This is a genomic window from Novosphingobium olei (assembly GCF_012927405.1).
GTDB classification, from domain to species: Bacteria; Pseudomonadota; Alphaproteobacteria; order Sphingomonadales; family Sphingomonadaceae; genus Novosphingobium; species Novosphingobium olei.
This window is the reverse complement of record NZ_JABBGM010000005.1, coordinates 227,159-245,360: the sequence shown is the minus strand read 5'-3', so window position 1 is coordinate 245,360 and position 18,202 is coordinate 227,159. Positions and strand designations below refer to the sequence as shown.

The following is an 18,202-nucleotide window of genomic DNA, read 5'->3' as shown; positions in this document are numbered from 1 at the left end:
TCCTTTTTCGGAAACGACGAAAATGCACCTGAAAGAACTCAAGAAGAAGACTCCCGCCGAACTGGTCGAGATGGCCGAAGAACTCGGCGTCGAAGGCGCCAGCACGCTGCGCCGCCAGGACCTGATGTTCGCCATCCTCAAGGAAGTGGCCGAAGACGGGGAGGAAATCCTCGGCATCGGCACGATCGAGGTTCTGCCCGATGGCTTCGGCTTCCTGCGAAGCCCCGAGGCGAACTATCTCGCCGGCCCTGACGACATCTACGTCTCGCCCAACCAGGTCCGCAAATGGGGCCTGCGCACCGGCGATACCGTCGAAGGGGAAGTGCGCGCGCCCAAGGACGGCGAACGCTATTTCGCCATCACCCGCCTGATCAAGGTGAACTTCGATGAGCCGGAGGCCGTGCGCCACCGCGTCAACTTCGACAACCTCACCCCGCTCTATCCGAACGAGCGCCTGAAGCTCGATACGCTGGACCCCACGGTCAAAGACAAGTCGGCCCGCGTGATCGACCTCGTCTCGCCCCAGGGCAAGGGCCAGCGCGCGCTGATCGTCGCCCCGCCGCGCACCGGCAAGACCGTGCTGCTGCAGAACATGGCCAAGGCCATCACCGACAACCACCCCGAAGTGTTCCTGATCGTCCTGCTGGTCGACGAACGCCCGGAAGAAGTCACCGACATGCAGCGCAGCGTGAAGGGCGAGGTCATCTCCTCGACCTTCGACGAACCCGCCACGCGCCACGTGCAGGTGGCCGAAATGGTCATCGAGAAGGCCAAGCGCCTCGTCGAGCACAAGCGTGACGTGGTCATCCTGCTCGATTCGATCACGCGCCTTGGTCGCGCCTACAACACCGTCGTGCCAAGCTCGGGCAAGGTGCTGACCGGCGGTGTCGATGCCAACGCCCTGCAGCGCCCCAAGCGCTTCTTCGGCGCGGCCCGCAACATCGAGGAAGGCGGCTCGCTCTCGATCATCGCCACCGCGCTGATCGATACCGGCAGCCGCATGGACGAGGTGATCTTCGAAGAGTTCAAGGGCACCGGCAACAGCGAAATCGTGCTCGACCGCAAGGTGGCCGACAAGCGCATCTTCCCCGCGCTCGACGTGGGCAAGAGCGGCACCCGCAAGGAAGAGCTGCTGGTCGAGAAGAACAACCTCACCAAGATGTGGGTCCTGCGCCGTATTCTCATGCAGATGGGCACGGTCGATGCGATGGAATTCCTTCTCGACAAGATGAAGGATTCGAAGACCAACGAAGATTTCTTCGCCACGATGAACCAGTAAAGGAAAAGGGGGCCGATCGGCCCCCTTTTTTGTTGGTAGCGATCGCTTCACATCTTCTGAAGCTGCGCGCCCATCTGTTCCCATACCTTGTTGATCGCCTTCAGCGGGCGGACCATGACCTTGAAATCGATGATCCGGCCTTCCAGGTCGAAGCGGATCATGTCGATGCCGTTGATCTTGATCCCGTCGAGCTCGTTGACGAATTCGAGCACCACGTTCTCGCCATCGACGATCTCGCGCACATAGGCGAAGCTCTCGTTGCCGAGCACTTCACCGGCGGCGAGCAGATATTTCATCACGATCTCGCGCCCGGCCTGCGGCGTGTGCACCACCGGCGAATGGAACACCGCGTCGGGGTGGATCAGCTCTTCCAGCAGCGCCGGATCGCCGCTCTGCATGTAGCGGTGCCATGCACCCAGGCCCAGTTGCATCGTCTTTCTCCCTCTCCCTTGCATAAGCGACTGCGGTGACGCGTGCGCCCCCGCAGCCGTCCGTGTCGTCGTTACCTGAGATGCGCCGCCAGGAACGCCTCAGTGCGGCTGTCCGCCAGTTGCGCACCGGCTTCATCGCGGCGGTTGCCCAGCTCTGCGGCAAAGCCGTGGTCGAGTCCCTCGTAGTCGTGCAGCGTCACCTTCGGGTGCGCGTCCAACCCGTCGTGGATCGCCTTCTGCGCTTCCGGGCCGACGAAGTGGTCGGCGGTCGGGATGTGCAACAGGAGCGGGTTGGCGATCGCATGTGCTTCCCCCAGCATCTGGTCGATCATTACGCCATAGTAGCCGACCGAGGCGTCGATGTCGGTGCGCGCAGCCGCCATGTAGGCGAGCCGGCCGCCAAGGCAGAAGCCGACGAGGCCGACCTTGTCGACCGCTTGTTCATGGCGCAGCCAGCGGATCGCCGCCTCGATGTCCTTCACGCCATCGTCGGCGTCGTACTGCTGGAAATAACCGAACGCTTCCTGCATCTGCTCGGGCACATCCGGGCTCAGCTCCACGCCGGGGGCAAAGCGCCAGAAAATGTCCGGAGCGAGCGCGACATAGCCCTTCTTGGCCCAGTTTTCGCACTTCTGCCGGATACCTTCGTTCACCCCGAAGATTTCGGGCACCACGATGATCGCGGCTTCGCTCTGGCCCTCGGGCCGTGCGACGTAGACGGGAATCTCGCCCTCGCCGTGGAATTCGGGAATGGTCGTCTTCTCACCCATGGTCTTCATCCTGATTGCGTCATGCGTTGGTCGAACGCGAGCTTGGCCGCGCCGATGGACTTTGCCAAGCGCAAGTGACAGTCTTGCAAGGTCTTGAAACCCACTAGGGTTCCGAGGCGGTGATGGAGAGAAGCGCGCGATGAAAGTGAATGTCGAAATCGACTGCACCCCCGAAGAGGCGCGCCGCTTCCTCGGCCTGCCCGACGTGTCCAAGGCCAACGACGTCTATGTCGATGCCATCGCCAACGCGATGAAGGGGGTCACCTCGATGGACCAGCTTTCGGGCATGGCCAAGCAGCTGGCACCGATGGGCGAAATCGGGATGAACCTGTTCAGGCAGTTCATGGAGCAAGGCGCGGGCGCGGCGATGGCCGGGTTCAAGGCGGCCAACCCGAAGAAGGATTGAGCCCGGGCGCCCCCGCTCGTAGGACGGCGGGCGACATGGCCATCGACACGATCTTCGCGCTGTCCTCGGGCGCACCGCCGGCTGCCATCGCCGTCGTCCGCATTAGCGGGCCCGCCGCCGGTGACGCGCTCTTCGCGCTGGCCGGGCGCCTTCCACACCCACGCCGTGCCAGCCTTGCCGTGCTGACCGACCCACAAAGCGGCGAGCTGCTGGATAGCACGCTGGTGCTGTGGCTGCCTGGCCCCGCCACGGCGACCGGTGAGGACAGTGTCGAGCTTCACCTGCATGGCGGCCGCGCTGTGGTGGCGGCGGTGGAGGCCGCACTAGCCCGTATACCTGACTTGCGGCGCGCCGAGCCGGGCGAATTTACCCGCCGCGCCTTCGCCAACGGCCGCATTGATCTGGCCGAGGCGGAGGGCCTTGCCGACTTGCTCTCGGCCGAGACCGAACTGCAGCGTCGTGCGGCCCAGGCCATGGCGTCAGGCGTGCTGTCGCGTGCAGTAAACGATTGGCGAACAAGTCTTCTCTCGCTCTCGGCGCAGCTCGAGGCAGCGCTGGACTTCAGCGACGAGGACGATGTCGGCGATGGCATCGGGGCCCTGCCGGAAGGTTTTGCTGCAGGTTGCACCGCGCTGGCCAGCGAGATCGGCGCATGGCTTTCGCGCCCGCGCGCCGAACCCTTGCGCGAAGGCTTCCGCGTCGTACTCGCCGGGCCGCCCAATGCGGGCAAGTCCACCTTGTTCAACGCGCTCGTGGAAGCCGAGGCGGCGATCACCGCGCCCCAAGCGGGCACCACGCGCGATGTTCTGACCCGCAGCGTTGCACTCGATGGCGTCCCTTTCACTTTCGCCGACACCGCCGGCCTGCGCGACGATGGCGCAGGCGAGATCGAGCGGATCGGCATCGCGCGTGCGCTGGCCGAGGCGGCAAGCGCCGACCTGGTCTTGTGGCTGGGGCCCGAAGGCGAGGGGCCACAAGGTGCGGCGCTGTGGGAGATCGAGGCACAGGCCGACCGGGATGACACTTCGGCCAAGTCGGCGCCGGTGTGCCGCGTTTCGGCTTTGACCGGACAGGGCCTTGCCGCGTTGCGGAATGCTCTGGTTGCCCATGCGCGTTCCGCGCTGCCCAAGCCCGGCGAAGCGGCGCTCAATACGCGCCAGCATCGGCTGCTGTCCGATGTCGCCGCTTCGGTTTTGCTGGCGCCCGACGAGCGCGACCCGCTGCTTGCCGCCGAGCAGCTACGGCTCGGACGGCGGGCGCTCGACGCGCTTGTCGGCCGCACCGGCACCGAAGACATGCTCGACGCGCTGTTCGGGCGCTTCTGCATCGGCAAATGAAAGCGCCCCCCCGACAAGTCGGGAGGGCGCATCAGGATCGCAAACGATGTTCCACGTGGAACATCGCGACGATCTGGATCAGGGCTTCGGCTTCACTAGATCCGAATCGGCGTTCGGACTTGCCATGTACTTCACGCCCGCCTTGCCTTCAGGCGGCATCGTGCCCGATGGGATCGCGGCGATGGCCGCAGCGGGCTTGGCGCCCGGCGAGCTCACGCGCCAGATCACCCCGCCGGTATCGTCGCTGACCAGCAGCGCCCCGTCTTGGGCAAAGGCGACCCAGGTCGGTCGTCCCTTCGCCTTGCCGTCGGCCGTCAGGAAACCGGTCAGCACCGGTATCGGCTGGTTGGGCAGGACATTGCCGCGATCGTCGAAGCCCACGAAGATGACGTCATAACCCGACAGCGGCTTGCGGTTCCACGAGCCATGCCGTGCAATGAAGGCGCCGCTGGCGAACTGCGCTCCCATCACGTTGCCGCCGCGCGAGAACGCCAAGCCAAGCGGGGCAGTGTGGGCGCCCAGCGCGTAGTCGGGCTTGCGCACGTACTCCAACATGTAGTCGGGCATCGGCTCCTTCACGCGCCAATCGATGTTCTTCTTCCAATAGGCCCAGGGCCAACCGAACGTCGCGCCGAGCGGCACGCTGGCGAGATAATCGGGCACGAGGTCCGATCCGAGCATGTCGCGTTCGTTGACCACGGTCCACAGCTCGCCCGTGCGGGGATTGAAGTCGAGCCCGTTAGGGTTGCGCAAGCCAGAGGCGTATTCGCGCTCGCTCTTCTTGGCGAAGTCGTACTCGTGAATCGCGGCGCGGCCGCGCTCCTGGTCGACGCCATTCTCGGCAATGTTCGAAGACGATCCCACCGTAACGTAAAGCTTCTGGCCATCGGGCGTCAGCGCCATGTTGCGCACCCAGTGCATCCCGCCTGCGGGCAGGTCCATCAGCTTTTCAGGCTTGCCCTGCAGCGATGTCTGCCCGGCTACGAATGGCCAGGAAACTACCGCGTCGTTGTTGGCGACATAGAGGCGCCCTTCGCGAATGACCATGCCGAACGGCGAGTTGAGCGCCGGGTTCTCCATCACAATTTTCTGCTCAGCCTTGCCGTCGTGATTGGCATCGCGAAGGATCACGATCTTGTTGGGGGAGGGATCTCCCGCGCCGACCGTCTTGAACAGATAGTTCATCACCAGACCGGTCAGGCCGCCCGGACCGCGCGATGGCGGCGCATTGGTCTCGGCGACGAGCACGTCGCCGTTGGCCAGCACCACGACGCTGCGCGGATGGTCGAGCCCATCGGCAAAGCGCGTCACGACTAGCCCCTTGCCGGCCACCGGTGTTTCGTTGGCGCCCCAGCCGATCGGCTTGGCAAGGCCCAGCGTCGGGAAGGTCTGCGGGTCCGGCTCGGCAAGCTTGGGCTTGGGCCCGGTGGTGTCGGCCAGGGAATACTCTGCGGGACTGCCCCGAAGGACCCAGGCGACGAAAAGGCCCAGCGCCACGAGGATGACGAGAAGGCCGAGGATGATCTTGCGGAAACGTGTCATGGCATCGAACCTAGGAGCAGACGGGCAGCAATTCCACTGCGATCTCTGCTCCCGGTCCATTGCCCTTCTCGGGCAGCCAATGTTCCACGTGGAACATATCGCCGCTTTGACCTGCCGAGCGACTTCGCGTATTCGGCCGCCATGCACCAGTTCGACATCATTGTTGTCGGCGGCGGGCACGCCGGCGTCGAGGCTGCGGCTGTCGCCGCACGGATGGGCGCGCGCACCGCGCTGGTGAGCTTTGACCCGGACACAATTGGGGCCATGAGCTGCAATCCTGCAATTGGCGGTCTGGGCAAGGGCCACCTTGTGCGCGAGGTCGATGCCTTCGACGGTTTGATCGCGCGTGCGGCCGATGCCGCCGCGATCCATTACCGCATGCTCAACCGTAGCAAGGGCAGTGCAGTGCAGGGGCCGCGCGTCCAGGCGGACCGCAAGTTGTTCAAGGCTGCGATCCAGACGATGATCGCAGCGCAGGGCGGTCTGACCGTGGTCGCGGGCGAAGTGGCTGCATTGCGGCTAGAAGGCGGCCGTGTGGTCGGTGCCGATCTCGCCGATGGCACGGCGCTCGCGGCCCGCGCGGTGGTGCTGTGTACCGGAACGTTTCTTGGCGGGCGGCTGTTTCGTGGGCAAGAGCGCATGGAGGGAGGGCGCATCGGCGAAAGCGCGGCGCATAGCCTTGCCGTTCAGCTGCGCGGGGCAGACCTGCCGATGGCGCGCCTCAAGACGGGAACGCCGCCGCGACTCGATGGTCGCACCGTTGATTGGGCGCGCCTGCCCGAACAGGAGAGCGACGTCGATCCGTGGACGATGTCGCCGCTGACCCGGTCGCGAGCCGTGCCCCAGGTGTTCTGCGCGATTGCCCGCACCAACCACCGCACACACGACATCATTCGCGCTGGGCTCGATCGCTCGCCGCTGTTCACCGGCGCAATCGGCGCACAGGGGCCGCGCTACTGCCCGTCGATCGAGGACAAGATACATCGCTTCGGCGATCGCGACGGCCACCAGGTGTTTCTCGAGCCCGAAGGTCTGGATGACGCGACGATCTATCCAAACGGTGTTTCCACGTCGCTGCCCACCGATGTGCAATGGGCGATGATGCGCAGCATCGAAGGGCTTAAACGGGTCGAGATCACCGTGCCGGGCTACGCGGTCGAATACGATCACATTGACCCGCGAGCGCTCGATCGCGGGCTTCAGGTCAAGGCGATCCCGGGTCTCTATTGCGCCGGGCAGATCAACGGGACCACCGGCTATGAAGAGGCGGCGGCACAAGGGCTCGTCGCCGGGATGCATGCTGCGGCTGCCGCGCTGGGGCGCGAAGGGCCTGCGCTTGATCGCGCCAATTCCTACATGGCGGTGATGATCGATGATCTCACTCTGCATGGCGTCAGCGAACCGTACCGCATGCTGACGGCGCGTGCCGAATATCGCTTGCGGCTGCGGGCGAACAATGCCGCCACCCGGCTGACGCCGCTGGCGCTCAATCTCGGGTGCGTGGGGGCGGAGCGTCGGCAGTGGTGGCAGGCGCGCCAGCAGTCGCGCGACGAACTCGAAGTGCTGCTGGAGCAGGTGGTCAGTCCCAGCGAGATGGCGCGCGCAGGCATTTCGGTGCGCGCCGACGGTGCGCGCCGATCGCTGATGGAATGGCTGCGCTTTCCCGAGGTCTCGCTCGATGGCTTGCAGCCATGGTTGGGAGAGGGCGAGTTCGATTCGCTCCTCGTCGAAGAGGTGGAAGAGGACGCGGCCTATGCGCCTTATCTCGCGCGGCAGGATGCGGAACTGCGTGACTTACGCGCCAGCGATGCGGTGCCGCTTGGCACGGGCTTCCCCTATGGCGAAGTGCCCGGCCTATCGCGCGAGATGGTCGAACGGCTGGAGCGCGCGCAGCCGGACACGCTGGCGTCGGCCGGCAGGCTTGCCGGTATCACGCCGGCCGCGCTCGCCAGTCTTCTGGTTCACGCTCGGCGGCGGCAGGCGGCATGACGGTGATCGCGAACGAGGGCGAGGCGCAGGCGTGGTTGCGTGATGTGCTAGGCGTCGATGCTGCTGCGATGGAGCGGCTGGCGCGATTGGCAACCTTGCTGATCGAGGAAAACCAGCGCCAAAACTTGGTCGCCAAGGGAACACTGTCGCACGTCTGGCAACGGCATGTCGTTGATAGCGCGCAGCTGCTAGGCATTGTTCCACGTGGAACAATGCCGCAAGGGGCGTGGCTCGATCTGGGGACGGGTGCAGGTTTTCCAGGTCTGGCCATTGCGGCGCTGGAGCCGGCGCGCGCGGTGACGCTGGTGGATTCGCGCCGCTTACGCACGGAATGGCTTGCGCGTGCTGCATCCCAGCTCGGATTGCAGAATGTCACCGTCGTGCTGTCGCGCGTGGAGGATCTGCCCACGCAACTTTATTCAGTCATCTCGGCGCGCGCGTTCGCTCCGCTCGACAAGCTCCTGCACCTTTCCGCCCGCTTTTCCACACCGCAGACGCTTTGGCTGTTGCCGAAGGGGGCAAAGGCCGCGCATGAAGTTGAAGAGCTTCCCGCATCCTGGAATCACATGTTCCACGTGGAACAATCGCTCACTGACCCGCAAGCCGGCGTGATTGTCGGAACGCTCGTCGGACAGGATCGGGCCAAGACCAAATCTTCCATGCGTCACACGCGTGACCTTGGAGAAGTTCGAGGCGCCAAGCGATGATCACGATTGCCGTCGCCAACCAGAAAGGCGGAGTGGGCAAGACCACGACCGCGATCAACATCGCCACCGCGCTTGCCGCCACCGGGTGGAAGGTGCTGATGATCGACCTCGACCCGCAGGGCAATGCCTCGACCGGGATCGGCGTCGGCGCTGCGGAGCGCGAGTATTCGTCCTACGACTTGCTCATCGACCAGGCCAGCATCGCTTCCTGCGCGGTTCCCACGCGCATTCCGGGGCTCGACGTCGTTCCGGCAACGGTCGATCTGTCTGGCGCCGAAGTCGAGTTGGTCAGCGTGGACAACCGCACCGGGCGCCTGCGTTCGGCGATCGCTGCGGATGCAGGACATGACATTTGCCTGATCGATTGTCCGCCCTCGCTCGGTCTGCTGACGCTCAATGCTCTGACAGCGGCCGATGCGCTGCTGGTGCCGCTTCAGTGCGAGTTCTTCGCACTGGAAGGGCTCAGCCAGCTGCTTCAGACCGTCGAGCGCGTGCAAGAACGGTTCAATCCGGATCTTGGCATCTTGGGCATCGTGCTGACGATGTACGACCGTCGCAACCGCCTGACCGATCAGGTGGCCGAAGACGTCCGTTCGTGCCTTCATGATCTGGTGTTCGAATCGGTTATTCCTCGCAACGTCCGCCTTTCCGAAGCGCCGAGCCATGGCATGCCGGCGCTGATCTACGACCATGCCTGCGCCGGATCGCAGGCCTACATGAAGCTGGCGCGAGAGCTGATCGGTCGCCTGCCCGAACGGAGAAAGGCTGCATGAGCGGCGATGAAAGCACGGTGAAGGCCGCCGTCCCCAAGCGTGCGGCGCTGGGGCGCGGGCTTGGTGCCCTGCTTGGCGAGACTCGGCGCGAGGAGTCGCTGGTCCGCAGCGCGACCTCCGGACCTGTAATCGGAAGTGAAGGGGTAACCAACGGCATCGCTTTGCTGCCCATCGCCCAGATCGAGCCACATCCCGATCAGCCGCGTCGCCATTTCGATGAAGAGGCGCTCGAGGACCTGGCGCGCTCGATCGCCGCGCGGGGCGTGATCCAGCCTGTGATCGTGCGGCCACTCGGCGGCAACCGCTACCAACTGGTGGCGGGCGAGCGTCGTTGGCGGGCGTCGCAGCGGGCCCGGGTGCACGAAATCCCGGCCATTGTCCGCCAGCTGGACGAACGCGACGTGACCGCGCTGGCACTGATCGAAAACCTGCAGCGCGAGGACCTCAATCCGGTGGAGGAGGCGCGTGCATACCAGCGCCTGTCTGACAACGAGGGGCTGACGCAACAGGAGATCGCTACCTTCGTCGACAAGTCGCGCAGCCATGTCGCCAACCTGATGCGTCTGCTCGCTCTTCCTGACGAGGTGCTTGCGCTGGTGGAGCGAGACCAGCTGTCGATGGGACACGCCAAGGCACTTGCCGCGCTGCCCGATCCCCTGCCGATCGCGCGCGAAGTCGTTGCCAAGGGGCTGTCGGTGCGCGAGGCCGAGAAGCTGGCGAAGCGCGCTGGGCGCCCGGATTCGGCTCCGCGCAAGGCGCGCGCGACGCGGGATTCGTCTTTTTCTGCAGACATCGCCGCCGTCGAGCAGCACCTGCAGGAGATCCTGGGGCTTAAGGTCAGCATCCAGGCCGATGCCGATCCGAGTTCGGGTTTGGTCACGATCCGCTACAAGACGCTCGACCAGCTGGACCTCGTCTGCCAGCGGTTGTCGGGTGGGGTCATCTAATCGCATTCCCCAAGAGGCACTTAATCGAGTGATTAAATTGCGTTGACCCCGCGTTTTGCGGCGCGTATCCGACTATCAGAAGAGATAACCGGAGAGCCTGCGCCATGTCGCTCGATCTGATTCCGCGTACTGCCTACAACGAAGACCACGAAGCGTTCCGCCAGACCGTCCGGCGCTTCATGGAAACCGAGATCGCGCCCAATGCCAGCAAGTGGGCGGACGAAGGCCTTGTCCCAAAGTCCGTCTGGCCGAAGGCGGGCGAGCTTGGCCTGCTGTGCCCGACCGTGCCCGAGGCTTACGGCGGGCTGGGTCTCGATTTCGGCTACAACGCGATCATCGACGAAGAAGGCGCCTATTACGGCGGCGCATCGACCGGCTTTTCGCTGCAGTCGGATATCGTTGCCAACTATCTGATCTCCTACGGGTCCGAAGAGCAGAAGCAGAAGTGGCTGCCGAAGATGGTTTCGGGTGAGGTGGTCACTGCCATCGCCATGACCGAACCCGGCACCGGTTCTGACCTTCAGGGCATGCGCACGACCGCGAAGAAGGACGGTAACCATTACGTGATCAACGGGTCGAAGACCTACATCACCAATGGCCAGAATGCCGACCTGATCCTCGTTTGCTGCAAGACCGACACCGAGATCGAGCCCAAGTGGAAAGGCGTTTCGATCGTTCTGGTCGAATCCGATCGCGAAGGTTTCCAGCGTGGTCGCAACCTCGACAAGATCGGCCAGGACGAGGCCGATACCTCGGAGCTGTTCTTCAACGATGTGCGCGTTCCGATCACCAACTGCCTTGGTGAAGAGGGCAAGGGCTTCATCTATCTGATGAGCGAACTGCCGCAGGAGCGCCTGTCGATCGCCGTCAGCGCGCAGGCTGCCGCACAGAAGGCGTTCGACGATACCGTCGCCTTCACGCGTGATCGCAAGGCGTTCGGCAAGCCGATCCTCGACTTCCAGAACACCCGCTTCACTCTGGCTGACATCAAGGCGAAGCTGCAGGTGGGCTGGGCGCACCTCGACTGGGCGCTCGCCCGCCACCTCAAGAAGGAACTGACCCCAGAAGAGGGCGCTGCGGCCAAGCTGTGGCACACCGAACTGCAGTGGGAAGTCATGGACAAGTGCCTGCAGCTGCACGGCGGCGCCGGCTACATGAACGAATATGCCATCGCGCGCAGTTGGCGCGCCGCGCGTGTCACCCGCATCTTCGGCGGCACGAACGAAATCATGAAGGAACTCATCGGCCGCAAGCTGTAAGGCTTGCCCGATTGCAGATGGCAAAAAGGCCCCGCGGGTTATGCCTGCGGGGCCTTTTTCGTAGGTTGCCAGCTCATCTTGCAGTTCAGATGCGATCGGCGAGGATGGCTGCCAGCGCTTCGATCCCGGCCGCGTCGGCATCATCGAAGCGCGACGGCGAGGGGCTGTCGAGATCGATCACGGCAACCACAGCACCGTTGCGCAAGACCGGCACGACCAGTTCCGACCGGCTTGCGGCATCACAGGCGATATGGCCCGGGAAGGCGTGCACATCGGGCACCAGCTGTGTTTGGCCACTGGCCGCCGCCGCGCCGCAGACACCCTTGCCGACCGCGATGCGGATGCAGGCCGGCTTGCCGATGAAGGGGCCGAGCACCAGTTCGCCGCCGACCATGCGGTAGAAGCCGGCCCAGTTCAGATCGGGCAGGAATTCCGCCAGCAGAGCGGCGACGTTGGCCATGTTGGCAACCCCGTCGCCTTCACCTTCGGTGAGCGCCCGCGCGGCTGCGACAAGATCGTTGTAGAGATCGGCCTTCGGCTGACCGTCCACCGGTTTGAAATCGTACATGCCTGGTCCTGTAACGGGAATTGAAGTTGCGTGGCGCAACTTGGGAAATCAGATGGCGCGTCCGGCGCGTCCGGCGAGTTCGTTGACATATTGCCACGCAACACGGCCCGACCGCCCGCCGCGACGCTTGCACCATTCGAGGGCATCGCCTTCATTCCAGGCGAGATCGAGATGCGCGGCATACCCGGCGATGATCGCGAGATAATCGTCCTGAGAACAGGCGTGAAAGCCGAGACTGAGCCCGAACCGGTCAGCCAGCGCCAGCTTGTCGTCGACCACATCACGCGGATTGATCGGGTCGTCCTGTTCGGCGGCGTGGCGTTCGACGATCGCGCGGCGGTTCGACGTCACCGCGAGGCGAACATTGGCGGGGCGTGCTTCTACACCGCCTTCCAGCCACGAACGAAGCTTGCGCGACCCCTCGGTATCGCCGGAATCGAACCCAAGATCGTCGATGAAGACAAGGAACTGGCGGCCAACGCCGCGCAATTCGGCGAACAGGTGCGTCAGGCCGGCATCGGGTGCGGCCTGGACCAGCGCCACCGAACCGGGAGCGGCTTCCTGCGCCGCACGCACCGCAGCGCGCAGCAAGGCCGACTTGCCCATGCCCCGTGAACCCCACAGCAGCATGTCATGCGCGGCGTGGCCTTGGGCCAAGCGGCGGACGTTTTCGACCACCGCTGCCTTCTGCTTGTCGATGCCGCGCATGACATCGAGCGGCGGGGCCTCCAGAACCGCGACCGGACGCGCCTTTGCACCATCCCAGACGTAGGCCGGGTGGGCACACCAGTCGATCGGCGGTGGCGGGGAGGGGGCCATACGATCCAGCGCATCGGCAATGCGCTCGAGAAGTCGTTCCACAGCCATCAGCCGACGAGCGCTGCGCTATCGAGTTCGTAGAGCAGCTCCTCGCCCGCCATGGCCGCCGCGCCGAGGCCGCGTGCTTCGGGGGCAATGGTCCGGTTGAAGAACTTGGTCACTGCGGTCTTCGCGGGATTGTTGCTTTGGCGGGTCTGTCGCGCCAGTTGCCAGCCAGCGACGGCAACGGCGCACATGGTCAGGAAGGGGACCGATCCGCCAAGCTTGTCGTCGAGCGAAGCGGTGGTGGTCATCCACTGTCCGATTGCGGCAGCGTCCTTCGCCAGCGCGGCGACTTCAGGAACGTCCTCCATCTCGGCCGCGATGTCGCCGAGCAGTGCCTGAAGCACGCCGCCGTTCTCGAATCCGAGCTTGCGCGTCACCAGGTCGGCCGCCTGGATGCCGTTGGTGCCTTCGTAGATCGGCGCGATGCGCGCGTCGCGATAATGTTGCGCGGCGCCGGTTTCTTCCACGAAGCCCATGCCGCCGTGGACCTGCACGCCAAGGCTGGCGACTTCGCAGCCGACATCGGTGCCCCATGCCTTGAGCAGCGGCACGAGCAACTCCGCGCGCCTCGCCGCGGCTTCATCGCCCAGCGCGCCGCGATCGACCTGACCCGCCGTGTAGTAGAGCAGGGCGCGCGCGCCTTCGGTCAGCGCGCGCATGCGCAGGATCATGCGGCGCACGTCGGGATGCTCGATGATCGCCACCGGAGTCTTGTCGGTGCTGCTGGCCCGGGCAGACTGGATGCGATCGCGCGCGTACGCTGCTGCCTGCTGCAGCGCGCGCTCCGCGATCTGTACGCCCTGACTGCCGACATTGATGCGCGCCGAGTTCATCATCGTGAACATTGCCGCGAGTCCGCCGTTTTCGCGGCCGACCATCTCGCCGATGCATTCGCCGTTGTCGCCATAGGACATGACGCAAGTGGGCGAGACATTGATGCCGAGCTTGTGCTCAATCGATACGCAGCGCACGTCATTGGCTTCGCCGAGCGAGCCATCTTCGTTCACATGGATCTTCGGCACGATGAACAACGAAATGCCGCGCGAACCCGCAGGAGCGCCGGGGGTGCGCGCCAGCACCAGGTGGATGATGTTCTCGGCTGCATCATGCTCGCCGAACGTGATGTAGATCTTGGTGCCGGCGATGCGATACTTTCCGGCGTGCGGGCCATCGGTGATCGGCGTGGCGGTGGTGCGCAGCGCGCCGACATCGGAGCCGGCCTGCGGTTCAGTCAGGTTCATCGTACCCGACCATTCGCCCGAAACGAGCTTGGGCAGATACAGCGCCTTCTGCGCGTCGCTGCCGTGATGGTGGAGCGCCTCGATGGCGCCGACCGTCAACATAGGCAGGAGCGTGAAACCCATGTTGGCAGCGCCCAGCGTTTCAAGGACGCAGGTTGCAAGAGTGAAGGGCAACCCCTGGCCACCGAATTCTTCGGGGCCGGCGATCGAATTCCAGCCCTGTTCGACAAATGCCTGATAGGCCGCGCGATAGCCATCCGGGAGGGTGACGACGCCGTCCGCCCATTTCGCGCCGGCGGTATCCCCGATTCGATTGAGCGGTGCCCATTCGCCCGCGGCAAACGCGCCGATGCCCTCGACGATGGCCTCGACCGTGTCGGATGTAGCGGCGCCGTAGCGTTCGTGAGCGGCAAGCTCCTCGATCCCGGCACTTACCTTGATGGCCAGAAGCTGATCGGCGGTGGGCGGCGTGAAATCCATGCTTGTTTTCCTTGGCAGCGCTGCAGGGGCGCTATAGCGCCAAGCCATGGTTGCGACAAAGCCTCCCGTTCGGGTTCGGGCCGACGAATCCGGCATCGCCGCTGCGGCCGAGGTGATCGCGCGTGGCGGCACCGTCGCCGTTCCGACGGAAACGGTCTACGGACTTGCCGCGCGTGCCGACAGCGCCGACGCGGTGGCCGGCATCTACCGGGCCAAGGGGCGGCCAGACTTCAATCCCCTGATCGTCCACGTGCCCGACGTGGCGGCGGCCGAGCAACTGGCGACGTTCGATGCGCGGGCGCGCCTGCTTGCCGAAGCATTCTGGCCCGGCGCCCTGACGATGGTGCTGCCCCGCCGGGGCGATGCCGTGCTGGCTGCGGCGGTCAGTGCCGGCCTGCCGACGGTCGCACTGCGCTGCCCGGCGCATGGCGCGATGCAGGCCTTGCTTCGTGTCACCGGCCTTGCTCTGGCGGCGCCGTCCGCCAATCGCAGCGGTGGCGTCAGTCCGACGACCGCCGATCATGTCGCGGCCTCGCTCGGCGGGCGCGTCGATCTGATCATCGACGGCGGAGCGACCGAGCAGGGGCTCGAATCGACCATCGTCGGCCTGCGGGATGACGGGACCTGGGCGGTTCTGCGCCCCGGCCCGATCACCGCCGATGCCATCGCCAGGGTTCTGGGCGACGCTGTTGAGGCAATGACGTCAGACGCGCGCGGGATCGAGGCGCCGGGGCAACTCGCCAGCCACTATGCGCCGGGAAAGCCCGTGCGGCTCGGTGCGCAAGTGGCGGAGCCGGGTGAATTTCACATCGGGTTCGGAGCTGTGGCCGGCGACATTTCGCTATCAACTAGTGGTGATCTCGCCGAAGCGGCGGCGCGGCTCTATGCCTGTTTGCATGCTGCGGCCGATGCGGAAGACGCGCGGATTGCCGTGGCGCCGATCCCCGAGCAGGGCATCGGCATCGCGATCAACGACCGCCTGCGCCGCGCCGCGGCCTGAGGCTAACGACCTTCGTAGGGGATGGAAGCGCGCATGGCGTCCATCCGGCCATAGATCGACCGCGCAGCCTTGCAGGCATCCTCATTGCCGCGTTCGCAATCATGGCGGGCACGATCGTAATCGCGTGAAAGCCTGCCGTACTGCTCTTCCCGACGGCGAATCTCGCGGCCGCGCTTCTCGTCACGCTCGGATTGGCTGACGGTGAGCTTGTCGTAGACGTCAGCTGTCGTGTCGACCGCGCGCGCGCCAGCGCGGACCGGCATCGTGGCCAGATCGAAGGCGCTCTTGGCCACGCAACCGGACAACATTGCGGCGCTTGAAACGAGGATGGGGCCGAAGAAGTGTTTGATCGACATGGGTTGTCTCCCTGGCATCAGGGTCCCATGGCCGCCCGGCCATTGCAAGGATGACCGGGCTCGAAACGGCGCGGATATGACGGTTCAGGGTTCGCAGACGAGCCGGCCCGAGCCCATGGACGATACTTTGCAGGTGGCTCGGCCTTTCACGCGGACTTCGCCCGATCCCATGATGTTGGCCTTGACCTCACCATCCGAGGCGAAGCGGGTGCTGCCCGAGCCTGCTACGTCGATCTTGGCCGATTGCACGACCAGACCATCGAGTTCGGCATTACCGCTGCCGGCGATGGTCATCTCGAGCTTCCCGGTGTTGCCCGCGCCGCGAAGCTTGCCTGAGCCCACCACATCCACCTTGAGTTCCTTTGCGGTGATGCCCGCAGCGGCGATCGTGCCCGATCCCGCGATCGTCAGCTTCGCCGTTTCGCCTTCCAGCCCATCTATGTCGATCTGGCCGGAGCCCGCGAGGACCAGTTCCCGGGCGGCGGGGACGGTGACGTTGACGGTGGCGATGCCTTCGTCGCTGTCGCTGCTCTTCCACGAATCGCGCGCGATGCCGAGCTTGCCGTCCTTGAGGGTGAAGCGCAGCTTGTCCTTGATCGGCTGTTCCCCGTCGACAGTGATGGCGAGGCGATCGCCACGCGTGACGTGGACCTTGTCGGGGCCAAGCAGGGTGATTTCATCGGGAGCCTTGCCCGAAAGATCGAGCTGGGCAAGGGGCACACCCTTCGCACCATCGATGGTGACGCTGGCTGCGTCGCAACCCGAAAGCGCGGCGGCGAGCCCGACGAAGGCGACGCCCGCAAGCGTCTTGGCGAAGTCCTTGAGCATGACGATACTCTCCCACTTGGTGTGTTGCTGATCTAACGCACCTTGGCAGGACATGCCATGTCGTTCGCCGTTGCAGTTCAGCCGTCGGTGGAACGAGAAAGGCCGCCGGTTCGCACCGGCGGCCTTTGCTTTCGCACCTGGCGGAAACAGTCAGACTGCTTCGTAGTACTTCGGTGCGTGCTCGTTGAGGATCGCGAGGATCTTCTTGAGCGCGGCCGGCTCGTCGGTCTTTTCCATCGCCGCGAGTTCGCGGGCGAGGCGCGACGAAGCCGCTTCGAAGATCTGGCGTTCCGAGTAGGACTGTTCCGGCTGATCGTCGGCGCGGAACAGGTCACGTGTGACTTCGGCAATCGACACGAGATCGCCCGAGTTGATCTTCGCTTCATATTCCTGGGCGCGGCGCGACCACATGGTGCGCTTGACCTTCGGCTTGCCCTTGAGCGTGTCGAGCGCTTCGCGCAGCGTCTTGTCCGACGACAGCTTTCGCATGCCGATCGCTTCGACCTTGTTCACGGGCACGCGGAGCGTCATGCGCTCCTTTTCGAACCGGAGCACATAGAGCTCCAGCTTCATTCCAGCGATTTCTTCTTGCTGCAGTTCGACCACCCGGCCGACACCATGCTTCGGATAGACGACGTAATCCCCAACATCGAAGGCAAGAGCCTTGGCTGCCATTGCTTATCCTTTCGACGCAGGCAGAAGACAAGGCGACGTCGGATGGATCACCCATCCTCCAGCACAAGGTCCGGGCCCTTTGGGGAAGAGGTCCGGCAAACGACCGTCAACTTTTTCGGTCGGCGATCCCTTTGCGATACGTTTGCCGCCTGTCCTGCCTTTTCGTGGTGAAAAGGCGCTGGAACGAGCATTGCCCCGCCCAGCGCGTGCACCGTATATAGCACCGCTGTAATAAAATTGCCAGACCCAGACGCGTTAAATCGCCGTCATCCTGCGGGAAAGGCCGCGGGATCCCGCCAATACGACTGGCAGACGCGCGATGCGAGCATCACGATGCCGTTGAACCGCCGACACAAGCGATCAGCGAATCACCGATCGCGTGCGGTTCAATGGCGCAGGCGGTCAGTCGCCTTCGCCGGGTTCGGCCGAGAAGTACTTGTCGAACTTGCCTTCTTCGCCCTTGTGGTCGTCGGCGTCCGCCGGCGCGTCCTTCTTGGCGGTGATGTTGGGCCATTCGGCCGAGTACTTGGCGTTCAGCTCAAGCCACTGCTCCAGGCCGGATTCGGTATCGGGCAGGATGGCTTCGGCCGGGCATTCAGGTTCGCACACGCCGCAGTCGATACATTCGCTGGGATTGATCACCAGCATGTTCTCGCCCTCGTAGAAGCAATCGACGGGGCAAACTTCGACGCAATCCATGAACTTGCAGCGGATGCAGGCGTCGGTGACGACATAGGTCATGGCGGTGAT

Annotated in this window: 19 protein-coding genes; 9 read left to right on the top strand and 10 right to left on the bottom strand. The window is 64.7% G+C overall.

Features of this window, described 5'->3' with window-relative positions:
- Positions 1–22: 22 nt before the first annotated feature.
- Positions 23–1,279 carry a transcription termination factor Rho gene (gene rho, locus HHL27_RS13140; RefSeq protein ID WP_169493880.1) on the top strand — a complete coding sequence of 419 codons (1,257 nt, stop codon included), beginning with the start codon at positions 23–25 and terminating at the stop codon, positions 1,277–1,279.
- A 47-nt stretch (positions 1,280–1,326) separates the two neighbouring features.
- On the opposite strand, the gene HHL27_RS13135 is transcribed toward rho, so the two are convergent.
- A complete protein-coding gene (locus HHL27_RS13135) occupies positions 1,327–1,710 on the bottom strand; it encodes a nuclear transport factor 2 family protein (RefSeq protein WP_169493879.1) in 384 nt (127 codons plus the stop codon).
- 71 nt (positions 1,711–1,781) lie between these two features.
- Complete coding sequence (locus HHL27_RS13130) at positions 1,782–2,480, bottom strand: dienelactone hydrolase family protein (RefSeq protein ID WP_169493878.1); 699 nt, start codon at positions 2,478–2,480, stop codon at positions 1,782–1,784.
- A 139-nt stretch (positions 2,481–2,619) separates the two neighbouring features.
- Here HHL27_RS13130 and HHL27_RS13125 point away from each other — a divergent pair, with 139 nt between their 5' ends.
- Both HHL27_RS13125 and mnmE read left to right on the top strand, forming a co-directional pair.
- Positions 2,620–2,886: a DUF6489 family protein gene (locus HHL27_RS13125; RefSeq protein WP_206069588.1), complete on the top strand. Its 267-nt coding sequence runs from the start codon at positions 2,620–2,622 to the stop codon at positions 2,884–2,886.
- Positions 2,887–2,921: 35 nt separating this feature from the next.
- Positions 2,922–4,223 carry a tRNA uridine-5-carboxymethylaminomethyl(34) synthesis GTPase MnmE gene (mnmE, locus tag HHL27_RS13120; protein WP_169493877.1) on the top strand — a complete coding sequence of 434 codons (1,302 nt, stop codon included), beginning with the start codon at positions 2,922–2,924 and terminating at the stop codon, positions 4,221–4,223.
- Between the two features lie 78 nt (positions 4,224–4,301).
- Here the strand turns inward: mnmE and HHL27_RS13115 are convergent, their stop codons facing one another.
- Positions 4,302–5,765 carry a PQQ-dependent sugar dehydrogenase gene (locus HHL27_RS13115; RefSeq protein WP_240959749.1) on the bottom strand — a complete coding sequence of 488 codons (1,464 nt, stop codon included), beginning with the start codon at positions 5,763–5,765 and terminating at the stop codon, positions 4,302–4,304.
- A gap of 141 nt (positions 5,766–5,906) precedes the next feature.
- On the opposite strand from HHL27_RS13115, the gene mnmG reads away from it, so the two are divergent.
- The 5 genes from mnmG (at position 5,907) to HHL27_RS13090 (ending at position 11,440) form a co-directional block, all read left to right on the top strand.
- Entirely contained in the window at positions 5,907–7,754 is a 1,848-nt protein-coding gene (gene mnmG, locus HHL27_RS13110) for a tRNA uridine-5-carboxymethylaminomethyl(34) synthesis enzyme MnmG (RefSeq protein ID WP_169493875.1), read from the top strand.
- The gene (rsmG, locus tag HHL27_RS13105) at positions 7,751–8,461 is read left to right on the top strand and encodes a 16S rRNA (guanine(527)-N(7))-methyltransferase RsmG (RefSeq protein WP_169493874.1); all 711 of its coding nucleotides are present in this window, start codon (positions 7,751–7,753) and stop codon (positions 8,459–8,461) included. Before mnmG ends, rsmG begins: the two co-directional genes overlap by 4 nt.
- Positions 8,458–9,234: a ParA family protein gene (locus HHL27_RS13100; protein ID WP_169493873.1), complete on the top strand. Its 777-nt coding sequence runs from the start codon at positions 8,458–8,460 to the stop codon at positions 9,232–9,234. Before rsmG ends, HHL27_RS13100 begins: the two co-directional genes overlap by 4 nt.
- Positions 9,231–10,181 (top strand): ParB/RepB/Spo0J family partition protein, encoded by a 951-nt coding sequence (locus tag HHL27_RS13095; RefSeq protein WP_169493872.1) that lies wholly within the window; start codon positions 9,231–9,233, stop codon positions 10,179–10,181. The genes HHL27_RS13100 and HHL27_RS13095 overlap by 4 nt, the downstream gene beginning before the upstream one ends.
- A 104-nt stretch (positions 10,182–10,285) precedes the next feature.
- Positions 10,286–11,440 (top strand): acyl-CoA dehydrogenase family protein, encoded by a 1,155-nt coding sequence (locus tag HHL27_RS13090; RefSeq protein WP_169493871.1) that lies wholly within the window; start codon positions 10,286–10,288, stop codon positions 11,438–11,440.
- Positions 11,441–11,525: 85 nt separating this feature from the next.
- On the opposite strand, the gene HHL27_RS13085 is transcribed toward HHL27_RS13090, so the two are convergent.
- Genes HHL27_RS13085 through HHL27_RS13075 form a run of 3 tightly spaced genes read right to left on the bottom strand, consistent with a single transcriptional unit; the run spans position 11,526 to position 14,593 of the window.
- The gene (locus HHL27_RS13085; protein ID WP_169493870.1) at positions 11,526–12,008 is read right to left on the bottom strand and encodes a GAF domain-containing protein; all 483 of its coding nucleotides are present in this window, start codon (positions 12,006–12,008) and stop codon (positions 11,526–11,528) included.
- A 48-nt stretch (positions 12,009–12,056) separates the two neighbouring features.
- Positions 12,057–12,875, bottom strand: a complete 819-nt coding sequence (locus HHL27_RS13080) for an ATP-binding protein (RefSeq protein WP_169493869.1) — start codon at positions 12,873–12,875, stop codon at positions 12,057–12,059.
- Positions 12,875–14,593: an acyl-CoA dehydrogenase family protein gene (locus HHL27_RS13075; RefSeq protein WP_169493868.1), complete on the bottom strand. Its 1,719-nt coding sequence runs from the start codon at positions 14,591–14,593 to the stop codon at positions 12,875–12,877. The genes HHL27_RS13080 and HHL27_RS13075 overlap by 1 nt, the downstream gene beginning before the upstream one ends.
- A 46-nt stretch (positions 14,594–14,639) precedes the next feature.
- On the opposite strand from HHL27_RS13075, the gene HHL27_RS13070 reads away from it, so the two are divergent.
- The gene (locus HHL27_RS13070) at positions 14,640–15,593 is read left to right on the top strand and encodes an L-threonylcarbamoyladenylate synthase (RefSeq protein WP_169493867.1); all 954 of its coding nucleotides are present in this window, start codon (positions 14,640–14,642) and stop codon (positions 15,591–15,593) included.
- Positions 15,594–15,595: 2 nt separating this feature from the next.
- Here HHL27_RS13070 and HHL27_RS13065 read toward each other — a convergent pair whose 3' ends face one another.
- The 4 genes from HHL27_RS13065 to fdxA form a co-directional block, all read right to left on the bottom strand.
- Complete coding sequence (locus HHL27_RS13065; protein WP_169493866.1) at positions 15,596–15,949, bottom strand: hypothetical protein; 354 nt, start codon at positions 15,947–15,949, stop codon at positions 15,596–15,598.
- A gap of 84 nt (positions 15,950–16,033) precedes the next feature.
- Positions 16,034–16,777 (bottom strand): head GIN domain-containing protein, encoded by a 744-nt coding sequence (locus HHL27_RS13060; RefSeq protein WP_169493865.1) that lies wholly within the window; start codon positions 16,775–16,777, stop codon positions 16,034–16,036.
- A gap of 150 nt (positions 16,778–16,927) precedes the next feature.
- Positions 16,928–17,452 (bottom strand): CarD family transcriptional regulator, encoded by a 525-nt coding sequence (locus tag HHL27_RS13055; protein WP_169493864.1) that lies wholly within the window; start codon positions 17,450–17,452, stop codon positions 16,928–16,930.
- Between the two features lie 402 nt (positions 17,453–17,854).
- Positions 17,855–18,193, bottom strand: a complete 339-nt coding sequence (gene fdxA / locus HHL27_RS13050; RefSeq protein WP_169493863.1) for a ferredoxin FdxA — start codon at positions 18,191–18,193, stop codon at positions 17,855–17,857.
- Positions 18,194–18,202 lie beyond the last annotated feature (9 nt).